The sequence below is a fragment of the Streptomyces sp. NPDC058701 genome, from assembly GCF_042715295.1.
Classification (GTDB): domain Bacteria; phylum Actinomycetota; class Actinomycetes; order Streptomycetales; family Streptomycetaceae; genus Streptomyces.
Map to the genome: position 1 here is coordinate 1 of NZ_JBHXSY010000037.1, position 26,172 is coordinate 26,172.

Annotated in this window: 18 protein-coding genes; 10 read left to right on the forward strand and 8 right to left on the reverse strand. The window is 72.8% G+C overall.

Going from position 1 to position 26,172, the window contains the following annotated elements:
- Positions 1 to 112 precede the first annotated feature (112 nt).
- The 5 genes from ACFWW8_RS29535 to ACFWW8_RS29555 form a co-directional block, all read right to left on the reverse strand.
- Positions 113 to 1,423, reverse strand: coding sequence for a DUF58 domain-containing protein (locus ACFWW8_RS29535; RefSeq protein ID WP_386533373.1), 1,311 nt, complete (start codon positions 1,421 to 1,423; stop codon positions 113 to 115).
- On the reverse strand, positions 1,423 to 2,409 hold the full coding sequence (locus tag ACFWW8_RS29540) for an AAA family ATPase (RefSeq protein ID WP_386533376.1): 987 nt from the start codon (positions 2,407 to 2,409) through the stop codon (positions 1,423 to 1,425). The genes ACFWW8_RS29535 and ACFWW8_RS29540 overlap by 1 nt, the downstream gene beginning before the upstream one ends.
- Positions 2,406 to 3,563: a DUF4350 domain-containing protein gene (locus ACFWW8_RS29545; protein WP_386533492.1), complete on the reverse strand. Its 1,158-nt coding sequence runs from the start codon at positions 3,561 to 3,563 to the stop codon at positions 2,406 to 2,408. The genes ACFWW8_RS29540 and ACFWW8_RS29545 overlap by 4 nt, the downstream gene beginning before the upstream one ends.
- 449 nt (positions 3,564 to 4,012) lie before the next feature.
- On the reverse strand, positions 4,013 to 4,687 hold the full coding sequence (locus tag ACFWW8_RS29550; protein WP_386533379.1) for a DUF4129 domain-containing protein: 675 nt from the start codon (positions 4,685 to 4,687) through the stop codon (positions 4,013 to 4,015).
- A 7-nt stretch (positions 4,688 to 4,694) separates the two neighbouring features.
- Positions 4,695 to 5,927, reverse strand: coding sequence for a glycerophosphoryl diester phosphodiesterase membrane domain-containing protein (locus ACFWW8_RS29555; RefSeq protein ID WP_386533382.1), 1,233 nt, complete (start codon positions 5,925 to 5,927; stop codon positions 4,695 to 4,697).
- A gap of 234 nt (positions 5,928 to 6,161) precedes the next feature.
- On the opposite strand from ACFWW8_RS29555, the gene mtrA reads away from it, so the two are divergent.
- The 6 genes from mtrA to ACFWW8_RS29585 all read left to right on the forward strand — a co-directional run bounded on the left by mtrA (position 6,162) and on the right by ACFWW8_RS29585 (position 13,504).
- On the forward strand, positions 6,162 to 6,851 hold the full coding sequence (gene mtrA / locus ACFWW8_RS29560) for a two-component system response regulator MtrA (RefSeq protein ID WP_189828951.1): 690 nt from the start codon (positions 6,162 to 6,164) through the stop codon (positions 6,849 to 6,851).
- Position 6,852: 1 nt separating this feature from the next.
- Positions 6,853 to 8,790, forward strand: a complete 1,938-nt coding sequence (gene mtrB, locus ACFWW8_RS29565) for an MtrAB system histidine kinase MtrB (RefSeq protein WP_386533385.1) — start codon at positions 6,853 to 6,855, stop codon at positions 8,788 to 8,790.
- The gene (locus ACFWW8_RS29570; RefSeq protein WP_386533388.1) at positions 8,780 to 10,654 is read left to right on the forward strand and encodes an LpqB family beta-propeller domain-containing protein; all 1,875 of its coding nucleotides are present in this window, start codon (positions 8,780 to 8,782) and stop codon (positions 10,652 to 10,654) included. Before mtrB ends, ACFWW8_RS29570 begins: the two co-directional genes overlap by 11 nt.
- A 99-nt stretch (positions 10,655 to 10,753) precedes the next feature.
- Entirely contained in the window at positions 10,754 to 11,530 is a 777-nt protein-coding gene (locus tag ACFWW8_RS29575; protein WP_386533391.1) for a ComF family protein, read from the forward strand.
- 345 nt (positions 11,531 to 11,875) lie between these two features.
- Positions 11,876 to 12,571: a ribosome hibernation-promoting factor, HPF/YfiA family gene (gene hpf / locus ACFWW8_RS29580; RefSeq protein WP_386533393.1), complete on the forward strand. Its 696-nt coding sequence runs from the start codon at positions 11,876 to 11,878 to the stop codon at positions 12,569 to 12,571.
- 195 nt (positions 12,572 to 12,766) lie between these two features.
- Positions 12,767 to 13,504: a response regulator gene (locus ACFWW8_RS29585; RefSeq protein ID WP_386533396.1), complete on the forward strand. Its 738-nt coding sequence runs from the start codon at positions 12,767 to 12,769 to the stop codon at positions 13,502 to 13,504.
- A gap of 35 nt (positions 13,505 to 13,539) precedes the next feature.
- Here ACFWW8_RS29585 and ACFWW8_RS29590 read toward each other — a convergent pair whose 3' ends face one another.
- Both ACFWW8_RS29590 and ACFWW8_RS29595 read right to left on the reverse strand, forming a co-directional pair.
- Positions 13,540 to 14,718, reverse strand: a complete 1,179-nt coding sequence (locus ACFWW8_RS29590; RefSeq protein ID WP_386533399.1) for a winged helix-turn-helix domain-containing protein — start codon at positions 14,716 to 14,718, stop codon at positions 13,540 to 13,542.
- A gap of 82 nt (positions 14,719 to 14,800) precedes the next feature.
- Positions 14,801 to 15,397 (reverse strand): GNAT family N-acetyltransferase, encoded by a 597-nt coding sequence (locus ACFWW8_RS29595; RefSeq protein WP_386533402.1) that lies wholly within the window; start codon positions 15,395 to 15,397, stop codon positions 14,801 to 14,803.
- Between the two features lie 228 nt (positions 15,398 to 15,625).
- On the opposite strand from ACFWW8_RS29595, the gene secA reads away from it, so the two are divergent.
- A complete protein-coding gene (gene secA, locus ACFWW8_RS29600) occupies positions 15,626 to 18,412 on the forward strand; it encodes a preprotein translocase subunit SecA (protein WP_386533405.1) in 2,787 nt (928 codons plus the stop codon).
- 200 nt (positions 18,413 to 18,612) lie between these two features.
- On the opposite strand, the gene ACFWW8_RS29605 is transcribed toward secA, so the two are convergent.
- A complete protein-coding gene (locus ACFWW8_RS29605) occupies positions 18,613 to 19,068 on the reverse strand; it encodes an Rv3235 family protein (RefSeq protein WP_386533408.1) in 456 nt (151 codons plus the stop codon).
- Positions 19,069 to 19,449: 381 nt separating this feature from the next.
- Between ACFWW8_RS29605 and ACFWW8_RS29610 the strand changes: the two genes are divergently transcribed.
- The 3 genes from ACFWW8_RS29610 (at position 19,450) to ACFWW8_RS29620 (ending at position 25,971) form a co-directional block, all read left to right on the forward strand.
- A complete protein-coding gene (locus ACFWW8_RS29610; RefSeq protein WP_386533410.1) occupies positions 19,450 to 19,950 on the forward strand; it encodes a DUF6912 family protein in 501 nt (166 codons plus the stop codon).
- A complete protein-coding gene (locus tag ACFWW8_RS29615; RefSeq protein WP_386533413.1) occupies positions 19,947 to 20,627 on the forward strand; it encodes an HAD family hydrolase in 681 nt (226 codons plus the stop codon). Before ACFWW8_RS29610 ends, ACFWW8_RS29615 begins: the two co-directional genes overlap by 4 nt.
- Before the next feature lie 361 nt (positions 20,628 to 20,988).
- Positions 20,989 to 25,971 carry an NAD-glutamate dehydrogenase gene (locus ACFWW8_RS29620; RefSeq protein ID WP_386533416.1) on the forward strand — a complete coding sequence of 1,661 codons (4,983 nt, stop codon included), beginning with the start codon at positions 20,989 to 20,991 and terminating at the stop codon, positions 25,969 to 25,971.
- Positions 25,972 to 26,172: the final 201 nt, after the last annotated feature.

Below are 26,172 nucleotides of genomic sequence, written 5' to 3' on the forward strand. Positions count from 1 at the left end.
TGTGGGAAAGCCCCGCACCTTATGGTGCGGGGCTTTTCTGCGTTCCGGACCGGTTTTGGGGCGCCGGAACGGGCCCCGGTGTGTCGCGGGGCCCGCCGTGTGTACGGGTTGTTCAGAGGCGGCCGGCGGCCTTGAGGGAGAGATAGGCGTCGGCCAGGGACGGGGCGAGGGTGTCCGGGGTGGCGTCGACGACGTGGACGCCGTGGCGGGTCAGCTGGTCCGCCGTGCGGCGGCGCTGGGCCTGGGACTGGGTGCCGGCCGCGGCTTCGTAGACCGCATCGATGTCGCCGCGGGCCGTCGTCATGGCGGCGACGTGCGGATCGGCGACCGAGGCCAGCAGCACCGTGTGGCGCTGGGTCAGGCGGGGGAGGAGCGGGAGCAGGCCCTCTTCGATCGGGGCTGCGTCCAGACTCGTCAGGAGGACCACCAGGGAGCGGCGCGGGGCGGTGCGCAGGATGGTGGAGACCAGGCTGCGGGAGTCCGTCTCGACGAGCTCCGGTTCCAGCGGGGCCATCGCGTTCACGAAAGCGGGCAGGGTGTCCGCCGCGGCACGGCCCTGGACCTGCGCGCGGATCCGCCGGTCGTGGGCCAGGAGGTCCACGCGGTCGCCGGCGCGGGTCGCGAGGGCTGCGAGCAGCAGGGCCGCGTCCATCGCCGAGTCCAGGCGGGGGGCGTCGCCGACGCGGCCCGCCGAGGTGCGGCCGGTGTCCAGGCAGATGAGGATGTGTCGGTCGCGTTCGGGGCGCCAGGTGCGGACCGCCACCTTGTTCTGCCGGGCCGTGGCCCGCCAGTCGATCGAGCGGGTGTCGTCGCCCGGCACGTAGTCGCGCAGGCTGTCGAACTCGGTGCCCTCGCCGCGGGTCAGCACGCTCGTACGGCCGTCCAGTTCGCGCAGGCGCGCGAGGCGGGACGGGAGGTGCTTGCGGCTCGTGAACGGGGGGAGGACCCGGACCGTCCACGGGAGCACGTGGGTGCCCTGGCGGGAGAGCAAGCCCAGCGGTCCGTAGGAACGGATGGTGACGCGGTCGGACCGGCGGTCGCCGCGGCGGGTGGGCAGCAGGCGGGTGGTCAGGCGGCGGCGTTCGCCGGCCGGGATCACGACCGTGTGCCGGGAGGCGGCCTGCTCGGTGCCGGGGAGCCAGCTGCTGGGGGGCCAGGCGTCGCGGACGCGGGCCCGGAGCGTGCGGCCGCCGGGGTTGGTGACGGTGAGGTGGACGTCCGCCGGTTCGCCCAGGCGTACCGAGGTGTCCCCGGAGCGGGTCAGGGCGAGGGTGCGGACCGGAGCGGCGAGGGCGCAGTCGACCGCGCAGGCCAGGGCGAGGGTCCCGTTCACCGCGAGCATCCCCGTCCAGCTCGGTTCGAGGATGCCGACGGGGATGCTGCCGAGGGCCGCCAGGAGGGCGGCGCGTCCGGTGAGGGCCATCAGCGGGGGACGGGGACGTGGGAGAGGATCGCCGTGATGACGGCGTCGGCCGTGACCCCCTCCATCTCCGCTTCGGGGCGCAGCTGGACGCGGTGGCGCAGGGTCGGGAGGGCGAGTGCCTTCACGTCGTCGGGGGTGACGTAGTCGCGGCCGGTGAGCCAGGCCCACGCGCGGGCGGTGGCCAGCAGGGCGGTCGCCCCGCGGGGGGAGACGCCGAGGGTCAGCGACGGGGACTCGCGGGTGGCGCGGCACACGTCGACGACGTACGCGGCGATCTCCGGGGAGATCGTGACGCGGGCGACGGCCTCGCGGGCGGCATCGAGTTCCTTCGGGCCGGCGACCCGGCGCAGGCCAGCGCCGGCCAGGTCGCGCGGGTCGAAGCCGGCCGCGTGGCGGGTCAGTACGCCGATCTCGTCCTCGCGGGAGGGGAGGGGCACGGTGAGCTTGAGGAGGAAGCGGTCCAGCTGGGCTTCCGGGAGGGGGTAGGTGCCCTCGTACTCCACCGGGTTCATGGTGGCCGCGACGAGGAAGGGTTCAGGGAGGGGGCGCGGGGTGCCGTCGACGCTGACCTGGCGCTCCTCCATCGCTTCGAGGAGCGAGGACTGCGTCTTGGGGGGCGTGCGGTTGATCTCGTCCGCGAGGAACAGGTTGGTGAAGACCGGGCCGTTCTGGAAGGAGAACTCGGCGGTCCGGGCGTCGTAGACGAGGGAGCCGGTGACATCGCTCGGCATCAGGTCCGGGGTGAACTGGACGCGCTTGGTGTCGAGTTCGAGGGACGCGGCGAGGGCCCGTACGAGGAGGGTCTTCGCGACGCCGGGGACGCCTTCGAGGAGGACGTGGCCGCGGCACAGGAGCGCGACGACCAGACCGGTGACGGCGGAGTCCTGCCCGACCACGGCCTTGCCGATCTCGGTGCGGAGCGCTTCGAGGGAAGCGCGGGCGCTGTCCGCGGTCGGGGCCGGGGACTCGGTGGCCGGGTACGTCATGACGTACGGACCTCTCTTTCGAGGGCGTCGAGGTGGTCGGCGAGCGCGACGAGGGCCGCGTCGTCGGAAGGGGTGGTGCCGAAGAGGAGGGCGGTCACGTCGCCGGACGCCGAAGTGCCGGTGAGGCGGGCGGAGACGGCGGAGACGAGGGACGCGGGGTCGTGGGCGCGGGTGGGCGGTACGCCGACCAGCGCGGCCAGGCGCTCGCGGGTGGCGGCGCGCAGTACGGTCGCGGCGCGGTCGCGGGCGTCGGCCTTGCGGTACAGGCGGGCGCGGCCCTCGGTGGCCTCGGAGGCGCGGATCGCGACGGGCAGCCGCTCGGTGACGAGCGGGCCGAGGCGGCGGGCGCGCCAGAGGGCGGCGAGGACGCCGGCGACGAGGAGTTGGAGCAGGGCCCAGGACCAGCCGGCGGGGATGAGGTCGAAGAGGCTCTGCTCCTCGGCGTCGGGGGCGGTGTCCGGGTCGCTGTCCGCGAGGGACGGCAGGTACCAGACGAGTTCCGGGCGGGAGCCGAGGAGTTGGAGGGCGAGGGAGGCGTTGCCCTCCTTCGCGAGGCTCTGGTTCAGCAGCGGGGTCTCGGTGCCCAGGAGGACGGTGTCGCCGCCGGTCCGGCCGGAGGGGACGAGGAGGAGGGTGGGGTGGCCGCCGCTGGGGTAGCAGGCGGTGGCCCCGGGGAGGGTGGTGTAGCGCAGGCCCGTGCCGGTCGTGGCGCGGCCCGCGGAGGTGGCGGCCGGCAGGGTGCAATCCGGGGCCAGGACGTCGGGGTGGGCGCTGCCCCGGGACCGCACGCCGGGGGCCAGGAGGGGGAGGCTCGGCTCGGACGGGGCGAGGAGGACGGTGCGGCCGCCGGAGAGGTCCATGGCCGAGCGGACGGCGCTGCGTTGGGTGGCGCCGAGGCGGTCCGGGGAGGTGACCAGGAGGGTCGTGCCGGGGCCGGCCGCGGCGGCGGCCTCACGGGCGGTGGTGACGACGCGGGTGGTCACGCCGCGCTCCTCGAGGAGCGCGGCGACGGCGCGGCTGCCGGAGGGGTCGGCGGAGCGGGGGTCGAGGTGGCCGTGGCGGCTGCCCGAGCTCAGGACGGCCATCACGGCGGCGCCGGTGACGAGCACGGCCAGGACGGCGAGGCCGTTGCGTACGCGCCGCCGCCGGGGCAGTCGGCGGGGCGCGGCCGTGGTCCCGGTGAGGGGCGGCGTGCCGTCGTCGCCGGGAGCGGGGGCGACGGCCGTCGCCGCGGCCGGGGTGGTGGCGGCCCAGGCGGCGCCCGGGCCCGGTGCGGCGGGGCGGGATGCGGGGCGGGTGGGTCCGGGGCCGGAGGGCCCGCCGGTGGAATCGGCCGCTCCGCGGGCGGCCCCGGCGGGGGTGCCCTGCGTAAGGGAGGCCGCCGGGGCGGGAGTTCGGGGGGACGGCGCAGGCGCGGGAGCGGGCCGGTCGGGCTGCGCGGTCTCTGCGGCCGGGGGGCCGGGGGTCCTCGGGTCGGCGGGGGGTGCGGTCGCCGGGGCGGGGGTGCCGGGGGCCGGTGCTGCGGGGCCCGCCGGGTCTGCGGCCGAGGCGGTGCCGGGGGCGGTCGGGCCGGGGGTGCCGGCGGGGTCCGGGGTGGGGCCGGTCATGCGGTGGGTCCCGTCAGGAGCGGCTTGGCGCGGTCCAGGGCGGTGTCGAGGGCGCGCAGGCGGGCGTACGCGTCGGCGTCGGCGGTGCGGCCGCCGTAGGTGACGTCGTCGAAGGCGCGGGCGGCTGCGCGCAGTTCGGCGGTGTGGCCGGGGAGGGAGGCGGCGGCCTCGGCGGCGGCCTCGTCGGCCGTGCGGCCGGGGCGCGGGTCGAGGAGGGTGCGTTCCTCCAGGGAGCGGACGACGGCGCGCATCCGCTCCTGGACGGCCTCGTTCCAGCGGCCGGCGGCGGCGTGGGCCTCGGCGGCCGTGCGGTGGTCGTCGGCGCTGCGGACGCCGTCGTGGAAGAGGCTGCCCGGGCCCGCGAGGCTCCGGCGGGGGGAGCCGAGGCGCCACCACAGGGCGGCGACGGCCAGGGCGACGGCCACGACGATCACGAGGAGGCCGAGGGGGCCGCCCGGGGCGGCCCCGGCGGCCGCGTCGAACAGGTCGGCGATCCACCGCAGGGCCTTGGCCAGGGCACGGTCCAGGAGGCTCGGGTCGTTCTCGTGGTACTGCGGCTTGGACAGCTCGCGCTCGGCCGCCTCCCGGCCGGCGTCGCGCGTCACCGGTGGTGTCTCCGCGCCCGGCAGGAGCGGTGCGGCGTGGCTGATGAGGCCCCCCGTACTCATCATCGGTGGATCAGCCTCCGGTCGCGCCGTGGCCGTAGTTCTCCACACCGGCGGCCCGGGCGAGCTCCAGGTCGAGGGCCTCGCGCCGGATGCGCTGGTCCACGTACAGGAGGACGGTGACGCCGGACTGCATCGGCATGGTGATCGTCTGGGCGATGATCAGGCCGACGGCCGAGAAGATCAGCGCGCCCCAGGTGGTGCCGGCGCTGCCGTCCGTCAGGCCGGTCATGCCGGTGCCGGAGGCGAGGACGCCGATGAGCGTCAACGGCATCACGATGATCATCGAGACGAAGAAGACGATCAGCACGGTGAGCGCCGTGATGCCGAAGATGCGCCACCAGGAGCCCTTGACGAGCTTCCAGGAGCGGCCGAACGCGGTGAAGATGCCGCTCTTCTCCAGCATCAGGACGGGCGAGGCCAGGCTGAAGGCGATCCACAGCCAGACGGCGAGCACCATCCAGGCGAGCCCGCCGACGAGGGCCAGGCCGACGCTGCCGCCCAGGATCGGGGGCAGCAGCAGGACGGCGCCGAGCAGGGACAGGCCGATGCCCAGCAGCAGGGTCAGCCCGATGAGGCGGAGCAACTGGGGGCGGGCGTCGCGCCAGGCTTCGGAGACGGTGGAGCCCTGGCCGAGGATCGCGCGGCTGAAGATCATCGTGAGCATGGCGGTGACGACGACGGTGCCCAGGAACTCGATGAGCTTGGTCGCCACCGTGATCGACAGGCCGCTGCCGAGGCCGTTGACCAGCTCTTCCGGAGTCGGGGTCTCGCTTATGGAGACCGCGAGGTCCGCGAGCAGGAGCTTCTGTACGAGGATGCTGATCACCTGTACGACGGTGGCCACGACCAGCGTGATCGGCAGGACCGAGCGCCAGTGGGACCGCATCGTGCTGACCGCGCCGTCGAGGATCTCGCCGAGGCCGAGCGGGCGCAGCGGGATCACCCCGGGCTTGGCGGCCGGGGGCTTGCCCCACGGGCCGGGGCCGCCGGGGTAGCCGTACGGGCCGCTGTACTGGCCGCCCTGCTGCTGGCCGTACGATCCCCAGCCCTGGCCCGGCTGGGGCTGCTGGGGCGGCGCCGGAGGGGCGCCCTGGCCGGCGGCCGGGCTCGACCACTGGCCGGGCGGCGGCTGCTGGGCGGACCACTTGGGGTCGCCCGTGGCCGGCTGGTCGGCGGGTGCGCCCTGCCGCTCACCGTCGGACGGGGAGGATCCGGGCGTAGCCCAGCCCGGAGAGTCGTTCATCGTCGCTCCTTCACGTGCACCTGCTGGGGCGGGGGCGCTGGTCGCTGCCATCGTGCCACGTGGGACCTCCGAACGGACCGGCCGTCCCCCCGGATCTCCGGCAGCCCGTACCTTCAATTGTCACCCGGATCCCGGGCAGACTGGTCGGGCTGATCCCCACGCAGGTCCGAGGGGCGATTTCCAGCCCTTTTGGCTGTGGGACAGCTCACCGCCTGGTAACGATTAGCTAATGGGATGATGTCAACCATGAAGGGACGCGTCCTTGTCGTCGACGACGACACCGCGCTGGCCGAGATGCTCGGCATTGTGCTGCGTGGAGAAGGTTTTGAGCCGTCGTTCGTAGCGGACGGTGACAAGGCACTTGCTGCCTTCCGGGAGGCGAAGCCGGACCTCGTGCTGCTGGACCTCATGCTGCCCGGACGGGACGGCATAGAGGTGTGCCGGCTGATCCGGGCCGAGTCCGGCGTGCCGATCGTCATGCTCACCGCCAAGAGCGACACGGTGGACGTGGTCGTGGGCCTGGAGTCCGGGGCCGACGACTACATCGTGAAGCCGTTCAAACCGAAGGAGCTGGTGGCACGCATCCGGGCCCGCCTGCGCAGGTCGGAAGAGCCCGCGCCGGAGCAGCTGGCCATCGGTGACCTGGTGATCGACGTGGCCGGGCACTCGGTCAAGCGCGAGGGCGCCTCGATCGCCCTGACCCCGCTGGAGTTCGACCTGCTGGTCGCGCTCGCCCGCAAGCCCTGGCAGGTGTTCACCCGCGAGGTGCTGCTGGAGCAGGTCTGGGGCTACCGGCACGCCGCCGACACCCGTCTGGTGAACGTGCACGTGCAGCGGCTGCGCTCCAAGGTCGAGAAGGACCCGGAGCGCCCCGAGATCGTCGTGACGGTCCGCGGTGTCGGCTACAAGGCCGGACCGAGCTGACGTGCAGCCCGGCAAGACCCGCGGCGGCTCCCGCAGGGGGCCCCTGCGGGGAGGCCGGCTGCTCCAGGACGGAGCGCCGGGCGGCCCCCTGCTGCGGCTGTGCGTACGCCTCGTACGCCGGCCGGTGCTTCCGGCTGTCCGGCTGTGGCGGCGCAACATCCAGCTCCGGGTGGTCGCGGCCACTCTGCTGATGTCGCTCTCCGTGGTCCTGGCACTCGGTTTCGTCGTCATCGCGTCGGTCAGCAAGGGCCTCCTCGACGCCAAGGAGGAGGCCGCGCAGAGCCAGGCCGCGGGAGGGTTCGCGGTCGCACAGGAGAAGGCCAACGCCCCCGCGACGGTGGACGGGCCCGACGCCGCCGACAGCCGGGGCGGGATGGACGCCAGCACCTGGATGAACTCCCTGGTCAAACAGCTGGCCAGTGGCGGCCAGACCGCCTTCGAGGTCGTCGCGCTCGGAGCGGGCACGGGGGACGAGGCCCAGCCGGGCGCCCAGGGCGTCCGCGGCGCCCGCGCCTCCGGCAACGTGGACCCGACCGCGAGCGTCCCGCTCGCGCTGCGCCGGGAGGTCAACGACGGCACCGGCACCTTCAAGACCTTCTCCGAGATCCGGTACACCGCCGGGGCCGGGGGCAAGCCGCCCGGGCCCGCGCTGGTCGTGGGCAAGCGCCTCACCGACGTCAAGGGCGACCCGTACGACCTGTACTACCTCTTCCCGCTCACGCAGGAGGAGGAGTCCCTCAACCTGGTCAAGAGCACCATCGCCACCGCCGGCCTGTTCGTCGTGGTGCTGCTGAGCGCCATCGCCTGGCTCGTCGTGCGGCAGATCGTGACCCCCGTGCGGATGGCCGCCGGGATCGCCGAGCGGCTGTCCGCGGGCCGGCTCCAGGAGCGGATGAAGGTCACCGGCGAGGACGACATCGCCCGTCTGGGCGAAGCCTTCAACAAAATGGCGCAGAACCTCCAGAACAAGATCCAGCAGCTGGAGGAGCTGTCGAGGATGCAGCGCCGCTTCGTCTCGGACGTCTCGCACGAGCTGCGGACCCCGCTGACGACGGTGCGGATGGCCGCCGACGTCATCCACGACGCCCGGGTCGACTTCGACCCGGTCACCGCGCGCTCCGCGGAACTCCTCGCCGGCCAGCTCGACCGCTTCGAGTCGCTTCTCGCCGACCTGCTGGAGATCAGCCGGTTCGACGCGGGCGCCGCGGCTCTGGAGGCCGAGCCGATCGACCTGCGGGACGTGGTGCGCCGCGTCCTCGACGGGGCGGAGCCGCTCGCCGAACACAAGAAGACCCGGATCCGGGTCCTCGGTGACACCCAGCCCGTCATCGCCGAGGCCGACGCCCGGCGCGTGGAGCGGGTGCTGCGCAACCTCGTCGTCAACGCCGTGGAGCACGGCGAGGGCCGTGACGTGGTGGTCCGGCTCGCCTCCGCGGGCGGCGCCGTCGCCGTCGCGGTACGGGACTACGGCGTCGGTCTCAAGCCCGGCGAGGCCACCCGGGTCTTCAACCGCTTCTGGCGGGCCGACCCGGCGCGGGCCCGCACGACCGGCGGTACGGGCCTGGGCCTGTCCATCGCCGTCGAGGACGCCCGGCTGCACGGCGGCTGGCTCCAGGCCTGGGGCGAGCCGGGCGGCGGCTCGCAGTTCCGCCTGACCCTGCCGCGCACCGCCGACGAGCCGCTGCGGGGCTCGCCCATCCCGCTGGAGCCGGAGGACTCGCGGGCCAACCGGGCCAGGGCCGCCGCCGAGGCCGCGGGCAGCGCCGCGGACCGCCGGCAGCCGGAGGGGCCCGACCGGTCGCCGATACCGCCGCGGTCGGCGGTCGCCGGAGCGCTGCCCGTACCCGCCGACCCGACGGCCCTGCCGGGCAGCGGGGCCCGGGTCGTGGCCCGGCCCGCCGAGCAGGCACCACAGGAGGACCGAACCGATGGACCCTGAGCCCGAGCCGACCAGCACGCGCGCGGGGAGCGCGCCGGGGCGCGGACGGCGGCGGAGCACCGTGCGGGCGTGCGCCCTGGGTACGGCCGTACTGCTGCTGGCGGGCTGCGCCTCGATGCCGGACCGCGGCGAGATCCGCCCGGTGCGGGCCTCGCAGGGCGTCGACTCGCAGGTCCGGGTGTTCGGCGTACCGCCCGCGGACCGGGCCAGCCCGGCCGACATCGTCGACGGCTTCCTGGAGGCCCTGACCGGCGACGACCCGCAGCTGGAGACGGCCCGCAAGTACCTCACGGAGACCGCGGCGGAGAGCTGGAAGCCCGGCTCGGCCGTCACCGTGCTCTCCTCGGGCCTCGACCGGTTCGCGGTCAAGGGCGAGAAGGAGCCCGACGGGGCCCGCTGGAAGGTCACCGGCAAGAAGCTCGCCACGGTCGACGAGCGCAGCGCGTACCAGCCGGAGACGGGGGGCGGATCGTACGAGGAGTTCCTCCAGCTCGTCCAGGTCGACAAGCAGTGGCGGATCGCGACGCCGCCCAGCAGCCTGGTCCTCAGCGAGTCCGACTTCCAGCGCATCTACATGCCCGTGAACAAGTACTACTTCGCGGGCGGCACGCTCGTCGCCGACCCGGTGTACGTGCGCCAGCGAAGCGACCCCGATTCGCGGATGGACCCCACCACGCAGACGGTGCAGTCGCTGCTCGCGGGGCCGTCCAAGTGGCTCGGGCCGGTCGTCGAGTCGAGCTTCCCCACGGGTACGGAGCTCCGCGAGGGCACCAAGTCCCTCTCGTACGACGGGCAGAACACGCTGCGCGTGCCGCTCAACGCGAAGGCCGACAACGTCGCGCAGCCGCAGTGCCAGAAGATGGCCACCCAACTCCTTTACACCGTGAAGGACCTGACGGCGTCGCGGCCCGAACGGGTGGAGCTGCTGCGCTCGGACGGCAAGACCCCGCAGTGCGCGGTCACCGAGGTGGCCGCGGCCGCGATCGCCAACCGGCCGCGGACGCCGGTCTACCAGTACTACGTGGACGCGGAGAGCCACCTCGTCCGGATGAACCTCGACGTCACCAACGAGGACCAGCAGTACCGCCCGGAGGCGGTGCCCGGCCCGCTGGCCGGGACCCCCGCGTTCAAAGTCGGCTCGGCGGCGGTGACGTACGACGAGCGGCGCGCGGCCGTGGTGTCCGAGGACGGGCACGGGCTGTACGTGGTGCCGCTGGTCGGGTCCGGGGCGATGCCGCAGCCGCTGCCGGTCGGCCGGGGTGCCAAGTCGCAGCTGACGGCGCCGAGCTGGGACGCGGCCGGGGACCTGTGGGTCGCCGACCAGGACCCGCAGGCCCCGGGGTTGTGGCGGGTGCCCGGCGGGGTCGGCGCCCCCCAGAAGGTGGAGGTGTCCGGGCTCGACGGCGGGACGGTGACCTCCCTGAAGGCCTCGCCCGACGGGGTGCGGATCGCGCTGCTCGTGCAGAAGAACGGCCGCAAGAACCTCTGGGTGGGGCGGGTCGAGCGGTCCGACGCCTCGACCGCCTCGGCGGTGTCGGTGCGCGAGCTGCGCCCGGCCGCCCCGCAGATGGCGGACGTGACGGCGATGAGCTGGGCCCCGCGGGGCCGGCTGCTGGTGGTGGGCCGGGAGAGCGGCGGGGTCGACCAGGCCCGCTACATGCTGGCGGACGGCTCGATGGTCGCGGCGAGCCTGCCGGGGGCCACGGAGCTGATGGCGGTCGCGGTGGCCGTGTCGGAGGAGGACGAGGCGAAGCCGAAGCCGGTGCTGGCGTACTCGAAGGAGGACGGGATCGTGTGGCTGCCGCCGGGTGCGCAGTGGCGTACGGCGGCAGCGGGCGGCCGGTCCCCGGTGTACCCGGGCTGAGGCGGCCGGAGCGTCGCTCATCCACCCCAGCTGACCTGCGCTTTCGCCGGTTGTCCACAGGGGTGGCGGGGGGTGTACCGGCCCGGCACAGTGGAGCGCATGCGGGAGTGGTGGCGGGAGCTCGCCGGGCTGGTCCTGCCGGTCGACTGTGCCGGCTGCGGGGCCGCGCGGGTGCTGGTGTGCGCGGACTGCGGGGACGCGCTCGGCGGGGCCGGGGCGGGGTCCGTACGGCCGTCTCCGTGCCCGGAGGGCTTGCCGGTGGTGCATGCCGCCGCCGCGTACGCCGGGGGCGTACGGCAGGTCCTGCTGGCGCACAAGGAGCGCGGGGCGCTGCCGCTGGCCGGCGTGCTCGGCGGGGCCCTCGCCGCGGCGGTGCTGGCGGGTCACGGCGGGGCGGCGGCCGGCCGGGCCGGGGGCACGGCCGGGGGCGGGGCGGGGGAGCTGGTCCTGGTGCCGGTTCCGTCGGCCCGGCACCGGGTCCGCGCGCGCGGGCACGATCCGGCGCGCAGGATCGCGCTGGCGGCGGCCGGGCGGTTGCGGCGGTCCGGGGTCCCGGCGCGCGTGGCCCCCGTACTGCGGCTGCGGCGGGCGGTGGCCGACCAGGCCGGGCTGGGGGCCGGGCAGCGCCGGGAGAACCTCGCGGGGGCCCTGGGCGTGTGCCGGGACGGGGGGCGGCTGACGGCAGGGGCGGCGCGGCTCGTGCTCGTGGACGACCTGATCACCACCGGGGCGACGCTGGCGGAGGCGGCCCGGGCGGTGCGCTCGGCGGGGCTGGCGCGGGGCGCGGATCCGGTGGCGGCGGTGGTGGCGGCGCCCGCCGGGGCCTTCGGCCCGAACCGGTCGGGAACCCGTACAGAGCAAAAATCTCGCGAATAGATTTGGAACCGGAGGGGAAGGCGCATCGTTGCAGGTAGTAAGAGTGACCAGTCACCTGAACGGAGGTACGTTCCGGTAGCGGGTGCCGACAACCGTCATAGAGAGATATGTTCGGTTGTGAGGAACTGGCGAACCTTGGGCCCCACGCATCGGATCGCACGTTTCGGAATTCTTCGTGTCAGGAGGCTGTCTCTCGACTCCGAAGTCGGTGGGGTGTAGATCTTGCCGATGGGGGAGGAGGAGGTGAAAGTCGCCAAGTCCGAGGCTCCGGTGAACACCGGAGTCTGGTGCGAAAGGGAGACGCTTCGCCCCACGAGGCGGAGCTATCCGGGAACGGAGTTCTGCGTGGACATCGTCGTCAAGGGCCGCAAGACCGAGGTGCCCGACCGGTTCCGCAAGCACGTGGCCGAGAAGCTGAATCCGGAGCGGATCCAGAAGCTCGACGCCAAGGTGATCAGCTTGGACGTCGAGGTGTCCAAGGAGCACAACCCGCGGCAGGCCGACCGTTCCGACCGCGTGGAGATCACCCTGCGTTCGCGGGGCCCGGTGATCCGGGCGGAGGCCGCGGCCGCCGACGCGTACGCGGCGCTGGACCTCGCTCAGGACAAGCTGGAGGCCCGGCTGCGCAAGCAGCACGACAAGCGCAACACGCGCCGCGGCAGTGGCCGCATCCCGGCGGCGGAGGTCGCCGACGTGGTGCCGAACGCCGCGACCCTGAACGGGAACGGCGAACTGGTCGCAGACGAGAAGGCGGACGCGATTCCGACCACCCGGATCGGATCGCTGGAGGTGCAGGGCGAAGGCCCGCTCATCGTCCGTGAGAAGACCCACTCGGCCTCGCCGATGTCGCTCGACCAGGCTCTGTACGAGATGGAGTTGGTCGGCCACGACTTCTATCTGTTCGTCGACTCCGAAACCAAGATGCCCAGCGTCGTCTACCGACGTCATGCGTACGACTACGGCATCATCCACCTGAACCCCGACGGTGCCTCCAGCGAGGACGAGTCCGGCGCCGGCGCCGGCGGAGCGCTCGGCGGCTGAGCACGTACGTCACCCCGGTGCCCCCGGCGGACGCGAGAGCGCCCGGCGGGGGCACCCGTACGACGGGTATGCGCCAGGCAGTGGCCGACAGTCCCCCCGCGCCGTGGTGCGGGCATGGAATCATGGCGGGCAGTCAACCGGAGGCAGTCTCCGTCCGGTTGGACCAGCAGCTCAGCACATGCAGGGGGAGGAACGATGGCGGACAGCTTCGGGCCGGTGCGCGGTGACGACGGTGCGGTCTGCCGGGTGGCGGACGCGGCGGAGCCGGCCCGGGAGCCCATCCGGGTGCTCGTGGTCGACGACCACGCCCTCTTCCGGCGCGGGCTGGAGATCGTCCTCGCGCAGGAGGAGGACATCCAGGTCGTCGGCGAGGCCGGGGACGGCGCGGAGGCCGTGGACAAGGCGGCGGACCTGCTGCCGGACATCGTGCTGATGGACGTGCGGATGCCGCGGCGCGGCGGGATCGAGGCGTGCACGTCGATCAAGGAGGTGGCGCCCTCCGCGAAGATCATCATGTTGACGATCAGCGACGAGGAGGCGGACCTCTACGAAGCGATCAAGGCGGGTGCGACCGGGTACCTCCTGAAGGAGATCTCGACGGACGAGGTGGCCACCGCGATCCGCGCGGTCGCGGACGGGCAGTCGCAGATCAGTCCGTCGATGGCGTCGAAGCTGCTGACCGAGTTCAAGTCGATGATCCAGCGCACCGACGAGCGGCGTCTGGTGCCCGCGCCGCGGCTGACGGACCGGGAGCTGGAAGTCCTGAAGCTGGTGGCCACGGGGATGAACAACCGGGACATCGCCAAGGAGCTGTTCATCTCCGAGAACACCGTCAAGAACCACGTCCGCAACATCCTGGAGAAGCTGCAGCTGCACTCCAGGATGGAGGCCGTGGTCTACGCGATGCGCGAGAAGATCCTCGAAATCCGTTAGACCGGCCGGGCCCGGCCGAGACCGGGCCCCCGCCGTCAACCCCTGAGGGCGAGTTCCGCCGTGACGGCCGCCGCCTCCGCCGGGGTCCGCGCGCGCTCGACGCGCACCTCCTCGCACCCCACCCAGCGGGCCGCCTCCCACAGGGCCTCGGCCATCGCGCCGGCCGCCGCCGGGGTCTGGAGCGAGAGCTGGCGGGCGACCAGGGTGCGGCCCTCACGGGCCGGGTCGACGCGGCCCCGCAGGTGCCCGCCCGCCAGCAGCGGCATCGCGAAGTACCCGTGGATCCGCTTCGGCTTGGGGACGTACGCCTCCAGGCGGTGCGTGAAGCCGAAGATCCGTTCCGTGCGCGGCCGGTCCCACACCAGGGAGTCGAAGGGCGACAGCAGCGTCGTGCGGTGGCGGCCCCGGGGAGCCGTCGCGAGGGCCGCCGGGTCCGCCCAGGCGGCCTTGGCCCAGCCCTCGACCTCCACCGGGACGAGCCCGGAGTCGGCGATGACCGCGTCCACCTGCTCGCCCTTGAGGCGGTGGTAGTCCGCGATGTCGGCGCGGGTGCCCACGCCCAGCGACTGCCCGGCCAGGGCGACGAGCCGGCGCACGCACGTGCTGTCGTCCAGGTCGTCGTGGAGCAGCGCGTCGGGGACGGCCCGCTCGGGCAGGTCGTACACGCGCTTCCAGCCGCGCCGCTCGCCGCACACCACGTCGCCGGTGTCGAGCAGCCACTCCACCGCGATCTTTGTCTCGGACCACTCGAACCACTCGCCGCCCTTCTTGGCGCCGCCCAGTTCGGTGGAGGTCAGCGGACCCTCGGCCGCGAGCCGGTCCAGGACCGCCTTCGTCGAGCGCTCCTTGTCGGCCAGGACGTGCCAGCGGTGGCCGCGCGCCCGGTTGGCCCGGCGCCGGAAGGCGAAATGCGGCCATTCCTCGATGGGCAGGATGCAGGCCGCGTGCGACCAGTACTCGAAGGCGTGCCGGTCCGTCCAGTACGCCGACTCCACCGCCGCGCGGCCCACCGCGCCGAGGCGCGCGTACGGGATCAGCTCGTGCGAGCGGGCCAGCACCGAAATGGTGTCCAGCTGTACGGCGCCGAGGTGGCGCAGCACCCCTCGGACACCCCCGCGCCGGTCGGGCGCCCCGAGGAAGCCCTGTGCGCGCAGGGCGATGCGGCGGGCCTCGTCGGCGGAGAGGGACACGGTCGGCGGCGGCAGGCTCGTCATGGTCGGCCAGCCTAGGGGGTGCCACTGACAGCGGGTCCGGGCGGAGGCCGCGGGGGCGGGCCGGGGCCTGCGCGGCCGGGGACTAGGCGCCCGGGTCCTCGGGGGCGGGGGCGGGAGCCGGGAGGTAGGGCAGTGCGGAGGGGAGGCCCAGGTCCCCGGGGAGGAGTGCGCCGATCCAGCAGTCGCGCGCGGTGCCGTTGTGGAGGTGGCCCGCCCGGAGGGTGCCCTCTATCCGGAAGCCGGCCTTCCGGGCCACGGCGAGGGAGCCCGCGTTGCCCACCTCGGCGCGCCACTCCAGACGCGGCACGTCCAGCACGGTGAACGCCCAGCGGGCGACCGCGTCCACGGCCTCGGTCATGTAGCCGCGACCGCGGTGCTCCTTGACCGCCCAGTAGCCGAGCTCGTACCCGTCCGGCGGGCGGACGTGCACGCCGATCGCCGCGACCAGCGGGCCGCCGGGGCCGAGGCGGACGGCGAAGCTGTAGCCGGTGTCCTCGCGCCAGCCGTCGGGGACGGTCTCGTTCACGAAGCGGTGCGCGTGCGTCCGCTCGTAGGGGGAGGGGACCATGGTCCAGCGCTGGATGTCCGGGTCCTGGGCGACGGCGTACAGCTCGTCCTCGTCCGCCGGGGCGAAGGGCCGCAGGTCGAGGCGGTCGGTGCTGAGTGTGGTGGGCTCCATGGGCCGATTCTGGCGCCGCGGCGCCGCCCGCGGCGAACCGATTTCCCGGAAGGGCGGCACCTTGGGCGTCCCCCGTACGTTCTCATTCCGGGCACCCGTGCCCTGCGGATACGGCGGACCTCCCGACGCGACCACGTCCTCGCTTACGATGGCCGTTGCGGTGGGGCCCACCTGCCGTGCCCGTGTACGTACAGTGCCCAGGCCCGACCGGCAAGGAGACAAACCTCGGTGTCCGTCTTCAACAAGCTCATGCGTGCAGGCGAAGGCAAGATCCTGCGCAAACTGCACCGCATCGCGGACCAGGTCAACTCCATCGAAGAGGACTTCGTCAACCTCTCCGACGCCGAGTTGCGGGCGCTCACGGACGAGTACAAGCAGCGCTTCCACGACGGCGAGAGCTTGGACGACCTCCTTCCGGAGGCGTTCGCGACCGTCCGCGAGGCGGCCAAGCGCGTCCTCGGCCAGCGGCACTACGACGTCCAGATGATGGGCGGCGCGGCGCTGCACCTCGGCTACGTGGCCGAGATGAAGACCGGTGAGGGCAAGACCCTCGTCGGCACGCTGCCCGCGTACCTGAACGCCCTGTCCGGCAAGGGCGTCCACCTGATCACGGTGAACGACTACCTCGCCGAGCGCGACTCCGAGATGATGGGCCGGGTCCACAAGTTCCTCGGCCTGGAGGTCGGCTGCATCCTGGCGAACATGTCGCCGGCGCAGCGCCGCGAGCAGTACAACTGCGACATCACCTACGGAACGAACAACGAGTTCGGCTTCGACTACCTGCGCGACAACATGGCGTGGTCCCAGGACGAGCTCGTCCAGCGCGGCCACAACTTCGCCGTGGTCGACGAGGTCGACTCGATCCTCGTCGACGAGGCCCGCACCCCGCTGATCATCTCCGGCCCGGCCGACCAGGCCACCAAGTGGTACGGCGACTTCGCGAAGCTGGTGACCCGCCTGAAGAAGGGTGAGCCCGGCCAGCCGCTGAAGGGCATCGAGGAGACCGGCGACTACGAGGTCGACGAGAAGAAGCGCACCGTCGCCATCCACGAGAGCGGTGTCGCGAAGGTCGAGGACTGGCTCGGCATCGAGAACCTCTACGAGTCGGTGAACACCCCGCTCGTCGGTTACCTGAACAACGCGATCAAGGCCAAGGAGCTGTTCAAGGCCGACAAGGACTACGTCGTCATCGACGGCGAGGTCATGATCGTCGACGAGCACACCGGCCGCATCCTGGCCGGCCGCCGCTACAACGAGGGCATGCACCAGGCGATCGAGGCGAAGGAAGGGGTGGACATCAAGGACGAGAACCAGACCCTCGCCACGATCACCCTGCAGAACTTCTTCCGCCTGTACTCGAAGCTGTCGGGCATGACCGGTACGGCCATGACCGAGGCCGCCGAGTTCCAGCAGATCTACAAGCTCGGCGTCGTCCCGATCCCGACCAACCGCGACATGGTCCGCAAGGACCAGCCGGACCTGATCTACCGGACCGAGGTCGCGAAGTTCGCCGCGGTCGTCGACGACATCGCGGAGAAGCACGAGAAGGGCCAGCCGATCCTCGTCGGCACCACGTCGGTCGAGAAGTCCGAGTACCTCTCCCAGCAGCTCTCCAAGCGCGGCGTCCCGCACGAGGTGCTCAACGCCAAGCAGCACGACCGGGAGGCGACGATCGTCGCCCAGGCCGGACGCAGGGGCGCCGTCACCGTCGCGACCAACATGGCCGGCCGCGGTACCGACATCAAGCTCGGCGGCAACCCGGACGACCTGGCCGAGGCCGAGCTGCGCCAGCGCGGCCTGGACCCCGAGGAGCACATCGAGGAGTGGGCGCACGCCCTTCCCGAGGCGCTCACCAGGGCCGAGGCGGCCGTGAAGGCCGAGTTCGAAGAGGTCAAGGACCTCGGCGGCCTGTACGTCCTGGGCACCGAGCGCCACGAGTCGCGCCGCATCGACAACCAGCTGCGCGGCCGCTCCGGCCGTCAGGGCGACCCGGGCGAGTCCCGGTTCTACCTGTCGCTCGGCGACGACCTGATGCGCCTGTTCAAGGCGCAGATGGTCGAGCGGGTCATGGCGATGGCCAACGTGCCGGACGACGTCCCGATCGAGAACAAGATGGTGACGCGCGCGATCGCGTCGGCCCAGTCGCAGGTCGAGACCCAGAACTTCGAGACGCGCAAGAACGTCCTGAAGTACGACGAGGTCCTCAACAGCCAGCGCGAGGTCATCTACCGGGAGCGCCGTCGCGTCCTGGAGGGCGAGGACCTGCAGGACCAGGTGCGCTTCATGATGGACGACACCATCGACGCGTACATCGCGGCCGAGACGGTCGAGGGCTTCGCCGAGGAGTGGGACCTCGACCGGCTGTGGGGCGCCTTCAAGCAGCTCTACCCGATCAAGGTCACGGTGGAGGAGCTGGAGGAGGCCGCCGGCGACCGCGCGGGCATCACCGCCGAGTTCATCGCGGAGTCCGTCAAGGACGACATCCACGAGCAGTACGAGGCGCGCGAGAAGACGCTCGGCTCCGACATCATGCGCGAGCTGGAGCGGCGCGTGGTGCTGTCGGTGCTGGACCGCAAGTGGCGCGAGCACCTGTACGAGATGGACTACCTGCAGGAGGGCATCGGCCTGCGGGCGATGGCCCAGAAGGACCCGCTGGTCGAGTACCAGCGCGAGGGCTTCGACATGTTCAACGCCATGCAGGACGGCATCAAGGAGGAGTCCGTCGGCTACCTGTTCAACCTGGAGGTCCAGGTCGAGCAGCAGGTCGAGGAGGTCCCGGTGGCGCCGTCGCTGACCAAGGACGCGGCGCCGGCCCGCCCGGAGATCCGGGCGAAGGGGCTGGAGGCCCCGCAGCGGCCGGACCGGCTGCACTTCTCGGCGCCGACCGTGGACGGCGAGGGCGGTGTGATCGAGGGCGACTTCGAGAACGACGCCGACGGTTCCGGCGACGGGATGACGCGGGCGGAGCGGCGCAAGGCGCAGAAGGCTTCCGGCGGGCGTCGCCGCAAGAAGTAGCCCCGCTGGGGTGGGATCGACCGTCGGCCGGGGCCGGACACCGTGGGTGGTGTCCGGCCCCGGCCGCGTTGTGCCGGTCCGTTCCGGGGTAGGCGGGCGTGGGTGCGGCGCCGTTGCCGGGGGCGCTGCCCCCGGACCGCCGCGCCTCACACGCCGGCGGGGCGGGACAGGGCGCCGGTGGGGCCGGGGGTGTCGGGGTGTCACGGGCGGGGGGCGTGCATTTCGACGGCCGCGCAGCGCCAGCGGAGGTCCGGGCCCTGTTCGAGGCGGAAGGCCATGGCCGTCACCCGGTCTCCGGTGGAGATGCGGGCGAAGGCCTCTATGACGCCCGGGCCGGGGGTGAAGCGGCCGCACTGGCGGATGACGGGGCGGAGCCGGTGCCGCAGGGGGCCGTCGGGGGCGAGGCCGACGAGCTGCTGGTACGCCGGGCCGACGGTGTGGCCGAGGAGCGAGTGGACCGGTCGGCGGCCGCTGACCACCGCCAGCAGGCGTTCCGCGAACCAGTGGTGGGGGCCCAGCCGCAGGGCCGACGGAGGTCCGCCCGCCGGGCGGCGCGTGTCCCGCCGTCCGGCCGGGCGGGTCCGGCCCGGTCCCGCGGAGGGCCGTCGCCGGCTCCCCTCGCCGCCGATCGTCGTGCCGCGCATCGTGGTGTCCATCGCGATCTGCCCCCGTACGGGCCGGGCCCGGTGCGGTACCGGGCGGTAACTTGATGGGGACCTTCTACGGGCGGCCGAACACGCTCCGCAACCGCCCCGCGGCCCGCCGCAGGGCGCCTGCGGGTTCACCTATCCGAGTGCGCCGGAGCCGCCGGGCGCCCGTCAGCGGCCCCCGCCGCGCGGGTGCGCGTACGGGGGTGGACGCCGCCGGGGCCCGGTCCGGCACCCCGATGGGGGACGGCGGCCGTCACTCGGCCGGACCCCCGGGCGGAGCGGGGCGGACGGGGCGGGCCGCGCCGGGGGTTCGCGCGAGGGGGCGGGCCGGGCGCAGGGGGCCGGTCGTATCCTGGGGACGTTTCCGACTACCGAAAGCAGCCGGCCATGCGCGTGTACGTCCCCCTGACCCTCCCCGGGCTCGCCGCGGCGCACCAGGCGGGTGAGCTGGGCCCCGCCCCGCTGCGTGCGTACGCCGTCACCCCCGGGCTGCGCGAGTGGTACGTGTCGGACGACGAGGAGGAGCTGGAGTACGCGGCGCTCAACCGGGCCGCCGCCGCCTCCCTCCGGATGCTCGCCGAGGACGCCGCCGCGCCGCGCACGCGCGTCGTGATCGCCCTTGACGTCGCCGACCGGGCCGCGACGGCGGACCCCGGCGAGGACGAGGCCGCGCTCGGCCGGGTCGCCCTCGCCGACGCCGTACGGCTCGCCGTGGCCGCCGCCGTGCACGTCGACGCCGACGACGCCCACGAGGACGTCGCGGCGGCCGCGGCGGCCCTCGCGGCCGCCGACGGCGGGGACCGCGGCGCGCAGTCCGCCGTGGACGGCGCCGAGGACCACGAGCTGCTGTGGTTCGGCGTCCAGGAGATCCCGGGGCTGCTGAAGTGACCGCCGCCGCCCCGCACCACCCGACCCACATCGTCTGGGACTGGAACGGCACGCTGCTCCACGACATCGACGCCGTCATAGCCGCGACGAACGCCTCCTTCGCCGAGCTCGGCTTCCCGGCGATCACCCTGGCCACCTACCGCGACCTGTACGTCGTCCCCGTGCCGAAGTTCTACGAGCGCCTCATGGGACGGCTGCCCACCGAGGCGGAGTGGCTCGTGATGGACGACACCTTCCACCGGCACTACTGGGCCGAGGCCCACGACGCCGGGCTGACCGACGGGGCCCTGGAACTGCTCCGGGACTGGCAGCGCGACGGACTCACGCAGTCCCTGCTGTCCCTGGCGCCCCACGAGAAGCTGGTGCCCCTGGTCCGCTTCCACGGGATCGAGCGGCACTTCCTGCGGGTCGACGGCCGGATCGGCCCTTCGCACACCAGCAAGGCAGGACATCTCGTACGCCACCTGGCCGCCCTGGAGGGGACGGGCGTGACGGCGGACCGTACGGTCCTCATCGGAGACGCCGTGGACGACGCCCTCGCCGCCGCGCACGTCGGAGCCCGGGCCGTGCTCTACACGGGCGGTTCGCACAGCCGCAGCAGTCTGGAATCAGCCGGTGTGCCCGTCGTGGACACGCTGGCCGAGGCCGTACGGACAGCTCGAGAGCTGGCCGAATAGCGCCGTGCACGGCCGGCCGGTCGCGTCGCTGTCCAGAGTGTCAAAGTTCCACCCCCGGATTTGTACACATACAGCTCATGACGGGCCGGGGGTGGGTGGGGATAGCCTTGACCCGTGATCAGCGCGATAGTCCTCGGGGGCACCGATGCCCCCGGACCCAGCCCGGCGCACTTCGGTGCCCGGGCCATCGCTGGTCCCCGCCGCCGGGACTCGGTGATCATGGCTGAAACCCTCCCGGCCGGCTTTCTCGACGACATAGCGTCGATCCCGATGACGGACGGCCATCCCGCCTCACCGCGGCGCTGTGTCGTTCCTTCCTTCACCTACGTCACGCAATGGCGCGCGACAGGAGCCAGAGGACATGCAGACCAAGCTGGACGAAGCAAAGGCCGAGCTGCTCACGAGGGCGGCCCGGGTAGCTGAGAACAGCCCGGCCGGGGGGCTACTTCCGACTGGGTCAGACAAGGGAGGGCGTCCGGACCGGGACACCGTTCTCTCCTACCTCCAGCGCTACTACCTGCACACCGCCCCAGAGGATCTGCTGGACCGGGATCCGGTCGACGTGTTCGGGGCGGCGCTCTCGCACTACCGGCTCGCCGAGAACCGGCCACAGGGCACCGCGAACGTGCGCGTGCACACCCCCACGGTCGAGGAGAACGGCTGGACCTCCAGCCACTCGGTCGTCGAGGTCGTCACCGACGACATGCCGTTCCTCGTCGACTCCGTGACCAACGAGCTGTCCCGCCAGGGCCGCGGCATCCACGTCGTGATCCACCCGCAGGTCGTCGTCCGCCGTGACGTCACCGGCAAGCTGATCGAGATCCTCGGCCCGGACTGCGACGCCCACGGCCCCCGCACCGAGCGCCCCCACGACTGCCTCATCGAGTCCTGGATCCACGTCGAGATCGACCGCGAGACCGACCGCGCCGACCTCAAGCAGATGACCGCCGATCTGCTGCGCGTCCTGTCCGACGTGCGCGAGTCCGTCGAGGACTGGGAGAAGATGCGCGACGCGGCGATGCGCATCGCCGAAGAGCTGCCGAACGAGCCCACCGCGCCCGACCTGCGCGAGTACGAGCTCGAAGAGGCCCGTGAGCTGCTGCGCTGGCTCGCCGACGACCACTTCACCTTCCTCGGCTACCGCGAGTACAACCTCGTCGACGGGGACGCCCTGACCGCCGTGCCCGGCACCGGCCTCGGCATCCTGCGCTCCGACCCGCTGCACAGCGACAAGGAGCACGGCCACCCGGTCTCGCCGTCCTTCAACCGACTGCCGGCCGACGCCCGCGCCAAGGCCCGCGAGCACCGCCTGCTGGTGCTGACCAAGGCCAACAGCCGCTCCACCGTGCACCGCCCCTCGTACCTCGACTACGTGGGCGTCAAGAAGTTCGACGCCGACGGCAACGTCGTGGGCGAGCGCCGGTTCCTCGGCCTGTTCTCCTCCGCCGCCTACACCGAGTCGGTGCGCCGGGTGCCGGTCGTGCGCCGCAAGGTCGCCGAGGTGCTGGAGGGCGCCGGCTTCGCGCCGAGCAGCCACGACGGCCGCGACCTGCTCCAGATCCTGGAGACCTACCCGCGCGACGAGCTGTTCCAGACCCCGGTCGACCAGCTCCGGGGCATCGTCACCTCCGTCCTGTACCTCCAGGAGCGCCGCCGGCTGCGGCTCTACCTGCGCCAGGACGAGTACGGTCGCTACTACTCCGCGCTGGTCTACCTGCCGCGCGACCGGTTCACCACCGGCGTCCGGCTGCGGCTGATGGACATCCTCAAGGAGGAACTCGACGGCACCAGCGTCGACTTCACCGCCTGGAACACCGAGTCGATCCTCTCCCGCATCCACTTCGTCGTCCGCGTACCGCAGGGCAAGGAACTGCCCGTCCTGACCGACGCCGACGTCGAGCGCATCGAGGGCCGCCTCGTCGACGCCGCCCGCTCCTGGGCCGACGGCTTCGCCGAGGCCCTGGTCGCCGAGCTCGGCGAGGAGCGCGCCGCCGAGCTGCTGCGCCGCTACGGCACCACGTTCCCCGAGGGCTACAAGGCCGACCACTCGCCGCGCGCGGCCGTCGCCGACCTCTGCCACCTGGAGCGGCTCTCCGCCAGCGACCGCGCGTTCGCGCTGTCGCTGTACGAGCCGGTCGGCGCGGGTCCCGGCGAGCGCCGGTTCAAGATCTACCGCACCGGTGAGCAGGTCTCGCTGTCCGCGGTCCTGCCGGTCCTGCAGCGCCTGGGCGTCGAGGTCACCGACGAGCGTCCGTACGAGCTGCGCCGCTCCGACCGGGCCAGCGCCTGGATCTACGACTTCGGTCTGCGGATGCCCGTATCCGGCGGCAACGGCGACCTCGCCGGCGGTTCCGGCTACCTCGCCGACGACGCCCGCGAGCGGTTCCAGGACGCCTTCGCCGCGGTCTGGCAGGGCGACGCGGAGAACGACAACTTCAACGCCCTGGTGCTCGGCGCCGGCCTGACCTGGCGGCAGGCCGTCGTCCTGCGCGCGTACGCCAAGTACCTGCGCCAGGCCGGTTCCACCTTCAGCCAGGACTACATGGAGGACACCCTCCGCAACAACGTCCACACCACCCGGCTGCTGGTCTCCCTCTTCGAGGCCCGGATGTCCCCGGCCAGGCAGACCGCCGGCAGCGAGCTCGTGGACGCCATGCTGGAGGAGCTGGACGGTGCCCTGGACCAGGTCGCCTCGCTCGACGAGGACCGCATCCTGCGCGCGTTCCTCACGCTGATCAAGGCGACGCTGCGGACGAACTTCTTCCAGCTCACCGACGCCGGCGAGCAGCACAGCTACGTGTCGATGAAGTTCGACCCGCAGGCCATCCCGGACCTGCCGGCGCCCCGCCCGGCCTTCGAGATCTGGGTGTACTCCCCGCGCGTCGAGGGCGTCCACCTGCGCTTCGGCAAGGTCGCCCGTGGCGGCCTGCGCTGGTCCGACCGCCGCGAGGACTTCCGTACGGAGATCCTCGGCCTGGTCAAGGCGCAGATGGTCAAGAACACCGTCATCGTGCCGGTCGGCGCCAAGGGCGGCTTCGTCGCGAAGAACCTGCCCGACCCGTCGGTGGACCGCGACGCCTGGCTCGCCGAGGGCATCGCCTCGTACAAGATCTTCATCTCGGCGCTGCTCGACATCACCGACAACATGGTGGCCGGCGAGGTAGTGCCGCCGCTCGGCGTGGTCCGCCACGACGAGGACGACACCTATCTCGTCGTCGCCGCCGACAAGGGCACCGCGACCTTCTCCGACATCGCCAACGGGGTCGCGGAGGCGTACGGGTTCTGGCTCGGCGACGCCTTCGCCTCGGGCGGCTCGGCCGGCTACGACCACAAGGGCATGGGCATCACCGCCCGCGGCGCCTGGGAGTCCGTCAAGCGGCACTTCCGCGAGCTGGGCCACGACACCCAGACCGAGGACTTCACCGTCGTCGGCGTCGGCGACATGTCCGGCGACGTCTTCGGCAACGGCATGCTGCTCTCCGAGCACATCCGTCTGGTCGCCGCCTTCGACCACCGGCACATCTTCATCGACCCGAACCCGGACGCGGCCACCTCCTACGCCGAGCGGCGCCGGCTCTTCGACCTGCCGCGCTCCTCGTGGGCCGACTACGACACCGCGCTGCTCTCGGCGGGCGGCGGCGTCCACCCGCGTACGGCGAAGGCCATTCCGGTCAACGCGCAGGTCCGCGCGGCGCTCGGGATCGAGGCGGGCGTCACGAAGATGACCCCCGCCGACCTGATGAAGGCGATCCTCCAGTCCCCCGTGGACCTGCTGTGGAACGGCGGCATCGGCACGTACGTCAAGGCGACGTCCGAGACGCACGGGGACGTGGGCGACAAGGCCAACGACGCCATCCGCGTCAACGGCTCCGACGTGCGAGCCCGGGTCATCGGCGAGGGCGGGAACCTCGGTCTGACCCAGCTCGGCCGCATCGAGTTCGCCCGGACCGGCGCGGGCGGCCAAGGCGGCAAGATCAACACCGACGCCATCGACAACAGCGCGGGCGTGGACACCTCCGACCACGAGGTGAACATCAAGATCCTGCTGAACGCGGTGGTCACGGACGGCGACATGACCGTCAAGCAGCGCAACAAGCTGCTCGCCGAGATGACCGACGAGGTCGGCCACCTCGTGCTGCGCAACAACTACGCGCAGAACGTGGCCCTTTCCAACGGCGCGGCCCAGGCCCCCAGCCTGCTGCACGCGCAGCAGCGCTTCATGCGCCGCCTGGAGGGTGCCGGACTGCTCAACCGCGAGCTGGAGTTCCTGCCCACCGACCGGCAGATCCGCGAGCTGCTCGGCAACGGCAGGGGCCTGACCCAGCCGGAGCTCGCCGTCCTCTTCGCGTACACGAAGATCACGACGGCGGACGAGCTGATCGCCACCGGCCTGCCGGACGACGCGTACCTGCGCCGGCTGCTCTACGCGTACTTCCCGAGCGCGCTGCGCGAGAAGTTCCCCGAGCAGATCGACGCGCACGCGCTGCGCCGGGAGATCATCACCACGATCCTGGTCAACGACACCGTCAACACCGGTGGTTCGACCTTCCTGCACCGCCTCCGCGAGGAGACCGGGGCTTCCACGGAGGAGATCGTGCGGGCGCAGCTCGCGGCGCGCGAGATCTTCGGTCTGGCCGGGGTCTGGGAGGCGGTCGAGGCGCTGGACAACAAGGTCGCGGCCAGCGTCCAGACCCGGGTCCGGCTGCACTCGCGGCGCCTGGTGGAGCGCGGCACCCGCTGGCTGCTCAACAACCGGCCGCAGCCGCTGGAGATCACCGAGACCATCGAGTTCTTCGGCGAGCGGGTCCGGAACGTCTGGGACGAGGTGCCGAAGCTGGTGCGCGGCGCCGACCTGGAGTGGTACCAGTCGATCATGGACGAGCTGATCGGCGAGGGCGTGCCGGAGGAACTGGCGGCCAAGGTCGCCGGCTTCTCCTCGGCCTTCCCGACGCTCGACGTCGTCGCGATCGCCGACCGCACGGGTGTGGCCCCGCTGGACGTCGCCGAGGTGTACTACGACCTCGCCGACCGCCTGGAGATCACCCAGCTGATGGACCGCATCATCGAGCTTCCGCGGTCCGACCGCTGGCAGTCGATGGCCCGCGCGTCCATCCGCGAGGACCTGTTCGCGGCGCACGCGGCGCTGACGGCCGACGTGCTGTCCGTGGGCAACGGCACCTCGACTCCCGAGGAGCGCTTCAGGGCGTGGGAGGAGAAGAACGCGGCGATCATCTCGCGGGCCCGGACGACCCTGGACGAGATCCGGGGCTCGGACGACTTCGACCTGGCGAACCTGTCGGTGGCGATGCGGACGATGCGGTCGCTGCTGCGCGTGCACGCCTGATCGGTGCCGCCGCTGATCGGCGCCGCCGATCCTTTGCGCGGACGGGCCGGGCCCGGGACCTGAGTGGTCCCGGGCCCGGCCCGTTCCGCGTGCGCCCCGTACGCCCCGTCCGGCCGGGCGGCGGCCGCGGGGGGGGCCCCCCCCGCCCGGGGTGTTTTAAACAAAAAAACGAGGCGCCGCGAGGGGGGGGGGTGTTGTAGG

Bases quoted from the DNA above. Each gene is read 5' to 3' on its own strand.
- ACFWW8_RS29535 (WP_386533373.1), bottom strand. From the start codon at position 1,423: ATGGCCCTCACCGGACGCGCCGCCCTCCTGGCGGCCCTCGGCAGCATC.
- ACFWW8_RS29540 (WP_386533376.1), bottom strand. From the start codon at position 2,409: ATGACGTACCCGGCCACCGAGTCCCCGGCCCCGACCGCGGACAGCGCC.
- ACFWW8_RS29550 (WP_386533379.1), bottom strand. From the start codon at position 4,687: ATGATGAGTACGGGGGGCCTCATCAGCCACGCCGCACCGCTCCTGCCG.
- ACFWW8_RS29555 (WP_386533382.1), bottom strand. From the start codon at position 5,927: ATGAACGACTCTCCGGGCTGGGCTACGCCCGGATCCTCCCCGTCCGAC.
- mtrA (WP_189828951.1), top strand. From the start codon at position 6,162: ATGATGTCAACCATGAAGGGACGCGTCCTTGTCGTCGACGACGACACC.
- ACFWW8_RS29570 (WP_386533388.1), top strand. From the start codon at position 8,780: ATGGACCCTGAGCCCGAGCCGACCAGCACGCGCGCGGGGAGCGCGCCG.
- ACFWW8_RS29575 (WP_386533391.1), top strand. From the start codon at position 10,754: ATGCGGGAGTGGTGGCGGGAGCTCGCCGGGCTGGTCCTGCCGGTCGAC.
- ACFWW8_RS29585 (WP_386533396.1), top strand. From the start codon at position 12,767: ATGGCGGACAGCTTCGGGCCGGTGCGCGGTGACGACGGTGCGGTCTGC.
- ACFWW8_RS29590 (WP_386533399.1), bottom strand. From the start codon at position 14,718: ATGACGAGCCTGCCGCCGCCGACCGTGTCCCTCTCCGCCGACGAGGCC.
- ACFWW8_RS29595 (WP_386533402.1), bottom strand. From the start codon at position 15,397: ATGGAGCCCACCACACTCAGCACCGACCGCCTCGACCTGCGGCCCTTC.
- ACFWW8_RS29605 (WP_386533408.1), bottom strand. From the start codon at position 19,068: ATGGACACCACGATGCGCGGCACGACGATCGGCGGCGAGGGGAGCCGG.
- ACFWW8_RS29610 (WP_386533410.1), top strand. From the start codon at position 19,450: ATGCGCGTGTACGTCCCCCTGACCCTCCCCGGGCTCGCCGCGGCGCAC.
- ACFWW8_RS29620 (WP_386533416.1), top strand. From the start codon at position 20,989: ATGCAGACCAAGCTGGACGAAGCAAAGGCCGAGCTGCTCACGAGGGCG.